Origin of the sequence: Devosia sp., from assembly GCF_017307565.1 — a bacterium.
Classification (GTDB): Bacteria; Pseudomonadota; Alphaproteobacteria; order Rhizobiales; family Devosiaceae; genus Devosia.
The window spans coordinates 1-10,607 of record NZ_JAFKHD010000464.1; the positions used below are offsets into that span (position 1 = coordinate 1).

General features: G+C 63.2%; 9 protein-coding genes and 2 pseudogenes. 6 read left to right on the top strand and 5 right to left on the bottom strand.

From position 1 onward, the window contains the following. The 3 genes and pseudogenes from J0I64_RS20580 to J0I64_RS20590 form a co-directional block, all read right to left on the bottom strand. A pseudogene (locus tag J0I64_RS20580) lies at positions 1-426 on the bottom strand (hypothetical protein); the annotation flags it as partial. A 26-nt stretch (positions 427-452) separates the two neighbouring features. Then, positions 453-2,495, bottom strand: a complete 2,043-nt coding sequence (locus J0I64_RS20585) for a VWA domain-containing protein (protein ID WP_291411794.1) — start codon at positions 2,493-2,495, stop codon at positions 453-455. After that, a complete protein-coding gene (locus J0I64_RS20590; protein WP_291411795.1) occupies positions 2,492-3,046 on the bottom strand; it encodes an RNA polymerase sigma factor in 555 nt (184 codons plus the stop codon). Before J0I64_RS20590 ends, J0I64_RS20585 begins: the two co-directional genes overlap by 4 nt. A gap of 108 nt (positions 3,047-3,154) precedes the next feature. On the opposite strand from J0I64_RS20590, the gene J0I64_RS20595 reads away from it, so the two are divergent. Next, positions 3,155-3,337 carry a hypothetical protein gene (locus J0I64_RS20595; protein WP_291411797.1) on the top strand — a complete coding sequence of 61 codons (183 nt, stop codon included), beginning with the start codon at positions 3,155-3,157 and terminating at the stop codon, positions 3,335-3,337. Between the two features lie 189 nt (positions 3,338-3,526). On the opposite strand, the gene mnmA is transcribed toward J0I64_RS20595, so the two are convergent. Continuing rightward, positions 3,527-4,678, bottom strand: coding sequence for a tRNA 2-thiouridine(34) synthase MnmA (gene mnmA, locus J0I64_RS20600; protein ID WP_291411799.1), 1,152 nt, complete (start codon positions 4,676-4,678; stop codon positions 3,527-3,529). A gap of 283 nt (positions 4,679-4,961) precedes the next feature. On the opposite strand from mnmA, the gene J0I64_RS20605 reads away from it, so the two are divergent. The 3 genes from J0I64_RS20605 (at position 4,962) to J0I64_RS20615 (ending at position 7,643) form a co-directional block, all read left to right on the top strand. Further along, on the top strand, positions 4,962-6,368 hold the full coding sequence (locus J0I64_RS20605; protein WP_291411801.1) for a flagellar hook-length control protein FliK: 1,407 nt from the start codon (positions 4,962-4,964) through the stop codon (positions 6,366-6,368). Positions 6,369-6,380: 12 nt separating this feature from the next. Further along, positions 6,381-7,052 carry a flagellar hook assembly protein FlgD gene (locus tag J0I64_RS20610; protein ID WP_291411803.1) on the top strand — a complete coding sequence of 224 codons (672 nt, stop codon included), beginning with the start codon at positions 6,381-6,383 and terminating at the stop codon, positions 7,050-7,052. Positions 7,053-7,364: 312 nt separating this feature from the next. Beyond that, positions 7,365-7,643, top strand: coding sequence for a DUF1153 domain-containing protein (locus tag J0I64_RS20615; protein ID WP_035085775.1), 279 nt, complete (start codon positions 7,365-7,367; stop codon positions 7,641-7,643). Between the two features lie 94 nt (positions 7,644-7,737). On the opposite strand, the gene J0I64_RS20620 is transcribed toward J0I64_RS20615, so the two are convergent. Further along, a complete protein-coding gene (locus tag J0I64_RS20620; protein WP_291411815.1) occupies positions 7,738-8,358 on the bottom strand; it encodes a glutathione S-transferase family protein in 621 nt (206 codons plus the stop codon). Between the two features lie 151 nt (positions 8,359-8,509). Here J0I64_RS20620 and fliF point away from each other — a divergent pair, with 151 nt between their 5' ends. Continuing rightward, positions 8,510-10,159 (top strand): flagellar basal-body MS-ring/collar protein FliF, encoded by a 1,650-nt coding sequence (gene fliF / locus J0I64_RS20625; protein ID WP_291411817.1) that lies wholly within the window; start codon positions 8,510-8,512, stop codon positions 10,157-10,159. Positions 10,160-10,165: 6 nt separating this feature from the next. After that, a pseudogene (locus J0I64_RS20630) lies at positions 10,166-10,607 on the top strand (flagellar motor switch protein FliG); the annotation flags it as partial.

The following is a 10,607-nucleotide window of genomic DNA, read 5'->3' on the forward strand; positions in this document are numbered from 1 at the left end:
CAGTTCGCGCGCCGCCTTTTCGGCAAGGCGTACATGCTCTTCGGTGCCAAGCAGGATGATATCGGAGAGCGAGGCTTCGACATCGTCGCGAATGCGGCGCTGGCGATCCGAGCCGGTGATGATCTCGGTGGTTTCCTCGCCTTCGGCGCGCTTCTCGTCGCGCTTGTGGGCGGGGTTGACGGTGAGCGTGCCGGTGAAGGACCCGCCCAGCACCTTATAGGCGGCGATGAGGGTGCGCAGGCGCTCGTTGATCTGGCGGTTCATCCGCTGTTGGCGCTGCTGGATCGTGGTCATCACGAGGAGCCGGATGCCGATGCCCACAAGCGCGACGAGCGCGATGCCGATAAGGGTGGCGAGGACGCTTTCCCAGGAACTGAAATCGAAACTGCGCAGTCTGGCCTCCTGTGGTTGAGGCCAGACTGGCATGGTTTCATTGGGCTGGGAATGCGCCCCTATTTGGCGTCGGGTTCGAGCAGGGCCGCATCGCCGATGAGGCGGATGAACTCGGCGCGGTAGCCGCCTTCATCCTCGCCGCGGCCGGCCTTGGCGAGTGCGGTGATCTCGGCCCAGGTCATGTCAGCGCCATAGACGCTGCCCTTGAGCTTTTGACCGAAGGCGGCGACGGCGGCGGCGAACTGGGCGTCGGGGCCGGCAAGCGTGATATTGTCGTAGACGACCTCGGGCGTGACCGGCTGCTCGATCAGCTGGCTGACGCTTTCGCCCGGTAGCTTATAGCGCATCTTGAGGAAGGCGATTTCCTCACTGCCGCCGGTGGCGGTCGCCGTATTGCCATAGCGCAGCGGATCGACCTGGCCGGCGCCGACCGGGGTGATTTCATAGAGCGCGGTGACCGTGTGACCAGCGCCGATATCGCCGGCATCCACCGCGTCATTGTTGAAATCTTCGCGTTCCAGATGGCGCGTTTCGTAGCCGATGAGGCGATATTCCGAAACCAGAGCCGGGTTGAACTCGACCTGGATTTTGACGTCCTGGGCAATGGTGTGGAGCGTGCCGCCCACTTCCTCGACCAGCACCTTCTTGGCTTCGGCGAAATTGGAAATGTAGCTGGCATTGCCATTGCCGTTCTGGGCCAGGGCCTGCATGGTCGCATCGTCGAGATTGCCGCGGCCAAAGCCGAGCACCGAGAGGCTGATACCGGACTGGCGCTTCTTGGCGATGAACTGTTTTAGCGCGTCGGGATTGTCGATGCCGACATTGAAGTCGCCATCGGTGGCAAGGATGACGCGGTTGGTGCCATTCGTCTTGCCCTCTTCGGCAAGGCGATAGGCGAGTTCGATGCCATCGGCGCCGGCGGTCGAGCCACCGGCAGAGAGATCATCGAGGGCCGAGAGGATCTTGGCCTTCTCACCCGCCCTGGTCGGCTCGAGCACGACGCCGGCGGAACCGGCATAGGCGACGATGGAGACCGTGTCCTTGTCCGAAAGCTGGTCAAGCAGCAGCGCGAAGGAGCGTTTCAGGAGCGGCAGTTTGTCGGGCTCGTCCATCGAGCCAGATGTGTCGATGAGGAAGACCAGATTGCTTGGCGCAATGGCTTCGGCCGGCGGTTCATAGCCACGAATGCCGATCGAAAGGATCTGCGTCTTGGCGTTCCACGGCGTCGGGAAGACTTTCAGGGTCGGCTGGAACGGCACCTCGGCGCTTGGCGCGGCCGGGTAGTCATAGGGAAAATAGTTGATCAGCTCCTCGATGCGCACGGCATCGGGCTCGGGGACATAACCGTCTTCGAGCATGCGGCGGGCATAAGAATAGCTGGCCGTGTCGACGTCGATGGAGAAGGTCGAGACCGGCTCCTCGGCGGCGACTTTCAGGCGCTGCTCATCGAATTTGGTGAATTCGTCGCCGCTCGGCTGCGGCGCCATGCGGCCGAACTCGCCGGGCGCAATGCTGCGATTGGCCATGCCACCGGCGGGCACTGCGCTATAGGCATCGCTCTGCTGCGCCGCAATGGCGGGCGCCGGGGCCGGCATGACCGTGATCGGTGTGGCCACGCGCTTGGCAGGCGCCGCCTCGGTTTCAAAGAGCATCGGCTCCGGAGCGGCGGGGGCGGCGCTGTCGGCAGCAGCCATGTCGGGCGTGCCCTGCTGCGGGACGGCCGCCATGCTCTCTTCGGCCGGCGCCGGGGGCACCGGGGCAGTGACGGGCTGCTGGATCTGCGGGCGCGGCGCCTCGGTGACCGAGGTCATCGCGGTTGTGGAATAGAGCTGGTAGCCGAGGGGCAGGAGCAGGAGGGCAACGGCCGCGGTGCCGACGGGGATGCGCATGTCCATGATCGAAAATCCTTTGAAGATCGACGTGATGGACATGAGACGGCGACGGCGGCCCGATCCTTGGGTCACTGCATCAGTTTTTTTTGCTTCGGCCTCGGCAAAGGCGGCGCGCGCGGCAGCAAGCGCTGCGGCACGAGCCTCGGAGCGCGGCGGCGGCAAGGGCGTGTTGCCAAGATTTTCGAACGGATCGGGGCGGTGATCGGTCATAGCAGCCCCCTCAAGGTTTTGCGGGCTTCGTGGACATGGAAGGAAACGGTGGCTTCCTTGATGCCCATCACTTCGGCGGCCTGGGCATGGCTCAGGTCTTCGGCATAAACGAGCAGCACGGCATCGCGCTGCTTTTCGGGCAGTTTGCGGACGGCGCCCCAGAGCTGGCTGCTGGTCGCGGCGTCCTCCTGGGACGGGGCTTCTTCGGTGGGAGCGATTTCTGCATAGGCATCGACATAGGCGCCGCGCCGCCGGCCGGCCCGTTGCCAGTCACGTACCATGTTGAGCGTGACGCGATAGACCCAGCTCGAAAAGGCGCTGCGCCCATCAAAGCTCGCCAGGGACTGGCCGATGCGCACGCAGACATCCTGAGCGATGTCCTCGGCATCATGGGCATTGCCGCACCAGCGCCAGGCGGTGCGGTAAATCCGGTCGTATTGGTCCTCGATCAATTCGGCAAAGGCCTCGGCATCGCCATTCTGGGCGCGCCGAACCAGCGCCTCGGAAAAGGCGACCAATGGATCGGGTATGGATGCGGCAGTCAGTCCCACGCGGTAAGCCTGCACAAAAGGCCTCTTTGCAGCTAGTTTACGCATAGGACGTCCCTGCCGCTGCAATCCTTTGGTCGTCGCCAACATTTTTTTGATATGGAGCCGGGCATGTCCGACACCCCTGAAAGCCCCTTCAAGCTTAACCGCACGCGCATCTTCCTCCTCGCCATGGGCGCGGTCGTGGTGCTGATCGCCATTTCCATGATGATGGGGGGCTTGGGGCAGTATCAGGCGCTGCGGGAAGCGGCAGATGCGGCCAAGCAGCCGACGGCGGAGCAGTTAGGGCAGTAGCCAGTGGCGCCTCCACCTCTCCCTTGGGGGAGAGGTGCGCTTCGCGCAACACCCACCGCTGCCACCCCCGGCGAAGGCCGGAGGCATCCTCCGATGATCGGGAAGCGCACCGGGGCAGTAAAATGAAGACACCTCAGGATGGGCCCCGGCCTTCGCCGGGGGTGACATCCTGCGATTGACGTGAGCGGTTTATGCCACCAGCGCCTGAGGCACGGCCTCGGCGATGAACCCACCGCCCAAGACTTCGGCCGTCTGGCTGTCGTCGGCGTAGAAGACGCAGGCCTGACCGGGCGAGATGCCGTATTCGCCGGTGACGAGGGTCACAAAGACTTCGCCATTCTGCATCTGGATGACGGCCGGCTGGGGGCCGCGGGTGGAGCGAACTTTTACTTCCACCGGAGCGCCATTGCCGGCACTGGCTTCAGCGAGCGGGGTAGCACCGAGCCAGTTGACGTCGCGGAGCCTGACGGTGTGTGTCTTCAGGGCTTCGCGTGGGCCGACGATGACGCGACCGCTGCGATGGTCGAGTTTGACTACATAGAGCGGTTCGCCGGCGGCGACCCCGAGCCCCTTGCGCTGGCCGATGGTGTAATTGACGATACCGTCATGGGTGCCGAGAACGCGGCCATCGAGATGCACGATCTCGCCCTGGGCCAGGGCCTCGGGGTGCATCTTGCGGATGATATCGGCATACTTGCCCTGCGGCACGAAGCAGATGTCCTGGCTGTCGTGCTTCTCGGCGATTTCGAGGCCGAATTCGCGGGCGAGTTCACGCACCGCCGGCTTGCTGAGGCCACCGAGCGGGAAGCGCAGGAAATCGAGCTGTTCCTGGGTGGTCGCGAAGAGGAAATAGGTCTGATCGCGATCTGAATCGACCGGGCGGAAAAGCTGGCGGCGGCCGTCTTCGAGGAGGCGTGTCTGCACATAGTGGCCGGTGGCGAGGACATCCGCGCCGAGGTCGCGGGCGACCGTCATCAGGTCAACGAACTTTACCGACTGATTGCAGGCAATACAGGGCACCGGCGTTTCGCCCTGCTGATAGGCATTGGCGAAAGGCTCGATCACCGAGGCCTTGAAGCGCTCTTCATAGTCGAGCACGTAATGCGGAATGCCGAGTTTTGCGGCGACGCGGCGGGCATCGTGAATGTCCTGGCCGGCACAGCACGCACCCTTGCGATGGGTGGCTTCACCATGATCGTAAAGCTGAAGGGTGACGCCGATGACTTCATAGCCCTCTCGGGCGAGTACACCGGCAACGACGGAGGAGTCGACGCCCCCGGACATGGCGACAACTACGCGCGTGTCCTCGGGACGCTTGGCGATATCAAGCGAATTCAACATGTCTTTCCAATCCGGATGGGGTCAAGGGCCAACGGATAAGTGTGAGGCCGCGTCATAGCGCCATTGGGCAATTCTGGCAATTACCCGGCTCGGCAGGAATTGCCGGGTGGGAGGCGAAACTGACCCAAGGGACATCGGAGATCGGACAGGCGGCGCGGGGGCAGCGTGGGTACTTTTGGCATCTAACGCTTTGATAATACTGCGATATCGGCGCGCCGAAGGGACTTGGCAAGGCTCTTGCTTTGTTGGCTGGGAGTTCTTTCGTGTTCGAAGAGGCGCAATCGTGGCTTCACAACTGGCAAATCTCCTGGTCTCGGCTGTCGGTGCCGTCGCCAAGCCCACCCCGCCGGCCCCCATCAAGGCCGCCGAGCGGGCCAACGACCAGTTCGCGCGTCTCATCGACACCCCCGCCAAGCGCCCTGATGCGCCGGCGAGCCAGAGCGCGGCTTCGAACAAGCCCGCAGCCAACGACACCTCGGCCAAATCGGCCGCAACCGCCAATGGCACCGACGCCACTGCTGCGGCGACCGACTCCACCACGGGCGGCGAAGACGACGACAGCACCGGCACCAAGTCGCTCGCCGACACGCTGCTGGCCGCGCTGCAGGCGCTCGGGCTTTCGACCGACGCGCTGGCCAACGGGGAAACGGAGATCACCGACCCCGCTGCGCTCAAGGACATCAAGGACGCGCTCGAAGACCTCTCGCAGCTGCTGGGCATGGACATGACCACGCTGATGCAGCAGCTGACCCAGCTCGCCAAGGGCGTTGCGGCCGAAGGCGGCGGGGAAACCGAACTGGCGGCCAAGCTCGGCAGCTGGCTGGGCGAGCGCCTTGGCCCGGCGGACGTCACACTCGACACCAAGCTCGAAGCAAGCCTTGCCAAGCTTTTCGATGGCCTTGGTCAGCTCGCCAAGGCCGTGCCAACCGAGCCTGCACTCTCGACCGCGCAACTGAAACTGACCGAGCCGGTGCTCGCTGGCAGCTCCAGCGTGGCCGCTGAAAAGCCGGAAGTATCCGAGCCCGAACTCAAGGTCGAGCCGACCAGCATCGAGCGCAAGGCCGAGATCAAGCCGGCCGATACGCCGGACGCTAACCAGAACAAGGCACAGGCCAATCAGGCCCTCGCGGCCCGTGCTCCGGGCGGCCAGGACAATGTGCCCAACCCGACGCCAGCCCAGGCGCCGCAAGCCGCTCCAACAGCGCAGGTCGATGCCGCCGCCGCGCCGCGCGTGGTGCAGACCGGCTACCAGACGAGTCAGCAGCAGCTCAACCTGCCCCAGATCGCCTTTGAAATGTCGCGCCAGGCGCAGGACGGCAATACGCGCTTCCAGATCCGCCTCGACCCGCCCGAACTCGGGCGCATCGACGTCAAGCTCGACATCGACAACAAAGGCCACGTGCATGCGCGCCTGACGGTCGAAAAGGCCGAAACGCTGGACCTGATGCAGCGCGACCAACGCGCGCTGGAAAAGGCGCTGCAGCAGGCCGGGCTCGACCAGGGCAAGACCAATCTCGAATTCTCGCTGAAACAAAACCCCTTTGCCGGTGATCAGAACCAGCGCGGGGGCAGCGAGCAAAGCGGTCTGGGTGGCGGCCAGGATGGCCCCGACGAGACAGAAGTCCCTGCCCCCGCCGTCACCCTTTATCGCGGCTCGCTCCAGGCGAGCGGCGTCAACATCATCGCATAAGGACGTTTCATCATGGTCGACGGCGTTTCCGGCTCGTCCTCAGCAAACAGAAGCTCGCTGGACAATTCGCGCCAGACGATCGCGCAGAATTTTGACACTTTCCTCTCGATCCTGACCACGCAGCTCAAGAACCAGAACCCGCTCGATCCGCTGGACACCAACCAGTTCACCCAGCAGCTGGTGCAGTTCACCGGCGTCGAGCAGCAGCTGAAAACCAATACGTTCCTCGAAAGCCTCCTGGCCCAGACCCAGACGGCGGGCCGCATGGACGCTGTGGGCTATATCGGCAAGCAGGTGACGATCACCGGCAAGACCACGCAGCTCAGCGGCACCCACGCCATGTGGGGCTATAATGCCGAGGCCAACGTGGCCAATGCCAACATCACCATCAAGAACGCCACGGGCAACGTGGTCTATACCCAGAACGGCTCGCTCAATATGGGCGACGGCGTCTTCACCTGGGACGGTATTTCCTCCGACGGCCAACCGCAGCCCGATGGTCTCTATACAATGACCATCGAAGGCACGAACCTGTCGGGCAAGGCGGTCAAGGTCACGACCTCCGCTATCGGCATCGTCAGCGCCGTCGACTTCTCGAGCGGCCAGCCCATGGTCACCGTTGGCGCTGCCAAGGTGCCGCTGGGCGACGTTTCCGAAGTGCGTATCCCCGAAAACAAGACCTGACGCATGTCACCAGCGCTCGCTCCCGCTGCCCAGGGCGGGACGAGCGCGAGGCGGCCCCACACTGCGGGTCTGCAATCCGAAGGAAGTCTTGATAGCGGCATTGCGGGGCAACAATGGTAAGAGTTCGGCTGCAAGCATCTGCAACGATCTCCTCGCATGTCTACTGGTCGGGAGAGGCGGAACCGCCCCATACCCGTTCAATTGATTGATTTTCCGTCGCAATCTTAACTGGTTGTAAGTTTCCCTTTAGCGGTATCTTAAGGTCAGCGTCCTACTCTCTTGGTCATATGGTCAGGTTGAGTAGAGAGTAAAATGACCGTACAGATGCGTCCTCGCGTAAAGTACGTTATCGGTCCGGACGGCAGCCCGCTCACCATTGCGGATCTGCCTCCAGCCAATACCCGTCGCTGGGTTATCCGCCGCAAGGCTGAAGTCGTTGCTGCCGTGCGTGGCGGCCTTTTGAGCCTCGAAGAGGCTTGCGAGCGCTACACGCTCAGTGTCGACGAGTTTCTGAACTGGCAGGCTGCCATCGATAAGCATGGCCTTGCTGGTCTTCGGACGACCTGGATCCAGCATTACCGCGAAGGCTAAGACCTTCGTCAGGTTTTGAGCGTAGCCCCCACGGCCAGCGGCCCTGGGGGTTTTGCGCATTGTGGGAACGACGCCGCGAGCCTTGCCCCAAAGCCTAGACGATATCCTCGGGCATCCAGCGGGTGCCGGCGGGGCGCTGCTTGAGGCGTTCGTAGTAGGCAGTGACATGCGGGAGCGACTTGCGCTCGAAGGGTACGATGAACCAGCGATGGATCGAGAGGCCCAGCGCGATATCGGCAACCGAGAAACTGTCGCCTGCGATGAAGGCGTTCCCCTTGGCCAATTCGGCCTCGAGCATCTCCATCCGCGAAGTCCATGTCGAAATTGATTCGGCAATTTTTGCCGGGTCGTCAAAACCCGGCCGCTTCCGCACCAGAGCGTTAAGCGCATACATCCAGGGCGGATTGAGTTCCGTCGCCTGCCAGCTGAGCCACTGCAAGGCCCGGGCAAGCTGAGGTCTATCGCCCGGAAGCAGCGCGCCGCGCGTCTGGGCTAGGTAAATCAGGATGGCATTGCTCTCCCACATGGCAAAGCCGTCGTCCTCGATAAAGACGGGGACAGTGCCATTGGGGTTGAGAGCCAGATATTCCGGCACTTTGGGGTCGCGCAGCGGCAATCCCCAATCCTCCCGATCATAGAAAATTCCCAATTCATCAAGGACCCACAATACTTTGCGGACGTTGATGGAGGTGATGCGACCAAGAACCCGAACCATGTTGCACTCCGGAATCGAACTAGGCAGTTTTTGCCTGATTTTGCGTTTCGCTTCGAGTGGTTAAGACATTGTTTACCATCTGATGGGTAATTTTTGCCCAGCGGTCGAAGGGGGCTCCGACGACTGCACTTGATCAAACTCGAGTGGCAGCGTGGAAAGTCTCACTACTCTCATCAATCGCATCGGCTTGCCGCGCATTGCCGCGATGGCGACCGTCGCGGTCCTCATCATGGGATTCTTCGTCTTCCTGATGGTGCGGGCTCAGACGCCAAACCTCTCCCCGCTCTATAGCGGGCTGAGCCTGGAAGACTCTTCGGCCATCATCTCCCAGCTCGAAACGTCCAATGTACCCTATGAGCTGCGTGGCGACGGCGACACCATTCTTGTGCCGCGCGACCAGATCACTACCCTCCGAATGAACCTTGCGGGCAAGGGCCTGCCCACCCGTGGCCAGGTCGGCTACGAGATCTTCGACCAGCAGTCGACACTGGGCGCGACGAGCTTTGTTCAAAACATCAACAATGTCCGCGCACTCGAAGGGGAACTGGCCCGTACCATTTCCTCGCTGTCGCGCATCAAGGGCGCCCGCGTCCACCTCGTATTGCCCGAACGGGAACTGTTCCGCCGCGAACGCAAGGACCCTTCCGCTTCCATCGTGCTCTCCGTGCGCGGCGGCCTTTCGACGGGCGAAATCCGCGCCATCCAGCACCTCGTGGCTTCGGCCATCGAAGGCCTGAGCCCCCAGCGCGTGTCGATCGTCGATGACGCAGGTAACCTGCTCGCCTCGGGCACGGAAGATACTGGTCTCGGCGCCATGGCCGGTCAGGCCGACGAACGCATCCTCGCCTTTGAAAACCGCCTCCGCACCCGCGTCGAGGACATGCTGGCCAATGTGGTCGGCGCAGGCCGGGCCCGCGTCGAAATCTCGGCAGAGCTCGACTTCAACCGCTCGACCGTCACCGAAGAAACCTTCAATCCCGATGGTCAGGTCGTTCGCTCGACCCAGACCCGCGAAGCCCAGAACCAGTCCGGCGCGGCCGCCGGCCAGGTGACCGTGGCCAACGAACTGCCCGGCGCCAGCGGCAATGGCGCCAGCAATGGCAGCACCGAGCAGGGCAATTCGACCGAGGAAGTCGTCAACTACGAGATTTCCAAGAAGACCCAGACGGCCGTGACCGAAGCGGGCGCGCTCAAGCGCCTGTCGGTGGCCGTGGTGGTCGATGGCACCTATGCCGACGATGGCGCCGGCAACATGACCTACACGCCGCGCTCCGCCGACCAGATCAACCAGATCCTGACCCTGGTGCGCTCAGCCGTTGGTTATTCGGCCGACCGCGGCGACAATGTCGAAGTCGTCAACATGCAGTTTGCCGAGCGTCCGGAACTGGCGCCGCCCGGCACGGACCAGGCTGGCGGTCTGCTCGACTTCACCCGTGACGACCTGATGAGCGGCGCAGAAATGGCCGTGACCCTGCTGATCGCGCTGGCTCTGATGTTCTTCGTGCTGCGCCCGCTGCTCAAGCGGGTGATGAGCCCTGAGCCCGAGCCGCTGGCCCTGCCGGCCGCTGTGGAACTGGGCCAGGGGACGACGCTCGACGCCGAAGGCAATGTCCTCACCTCGACCGGCGAACCGATGAGCGAGGCAGCCCGCGCCGCCCTCGCTAACCACGACTGGATCGAAGACGCCAAGGCGCTCGGCGAGCAGCAGCTCCAGCAGCTCAAGTCCGTGGGCGCCCTGGTCGAAGAAAACCCCAAGCAGGCAGCGCTGATCGTGCGCGGCTGGCTCTCTAACGCAGCGTGATCTGACATGGCCCTTGTTGCTCAAGCCATCGAGACCCCGGAACCCCGTCTTGGCGCCCAGCTCAAGATCGGCGGTGCCTCGAACTATCGCGCCCTTAGCGGTGACGAAAAGGCCGCTGCCCTGATGCTGGCGCTCGGCCCCGATCACGGCAAGCCGATCTTCGAAGAACTCGACGAACACGAGATCAAGACGCTCTCGCGCGCCATGGTCAAGCTCGGCCCGATCACGCCCGCCATGCTCGATGAGCTGATGGCCGAATTCGTCACCAACATCGCCTCCAACGGCAATGTGGCCGGCAATTCGGACTCGACCGAACGCCTGCTGCTCTCCTTCCTGCCCCAGGACCGCGTCGACGCGATCATGGAAGAAATCCGCGGCCCCGCCGGCCGCAATATGTGGGAAAAGCTCTCCAACGTTCAGGCCGACGTTCTCGCCGCCTATCTCAAGA

What these genes read in the sequence shown, in the direction of transcription:
- J0I64_RS20585 (WP_291411794.1), bottom strand. Translation starts at nt 2,495, where the DNA reads ATGACCGATCACCGCCCCGATCCGTTCGAAAATCTTGGCAACACGCCC.
- J0I64_RS20610 (WP_291411803.1), top strand. Translation starts at nt 6,381, where the DNA reads ATGGTCGACGGCGTTTCCGGCTCGTCCTCAGCAAACAGAAGCTCGCTG.
- J0I64_RS20595 (WP_291411797.1), top strand. Translation starts at nt 3,155, where the DNA reads ATGTCCGACACCCCTGAAAGCCCCTTCAAGCTTAACCGCACGCGCATC.
- mnmA (WP_291411799.1), bottom strand. Translation starts at nt 4,678, where the DNA reads ATGTTGAATTCGCTTGATATCGCCAAGCGTCCCGAGGACACGCGCGTA.
- J0I64_RS20615 (WP_035085775.1), top strand. Translation starts at nt 7,365, where the DNA reads ATGACCGTACAGATGCGTCCTCGCGTAAAGTACGTTATCGGTCCGGAC.
- J0I64_RS20620 (WP_291411815.1), bottom strand. Translation starts at nt 8,358, where the DNA reads ATGGTTCGGGTTCTTGGTCGCATCACCTCCATCAACGTCCGCAAAGTA.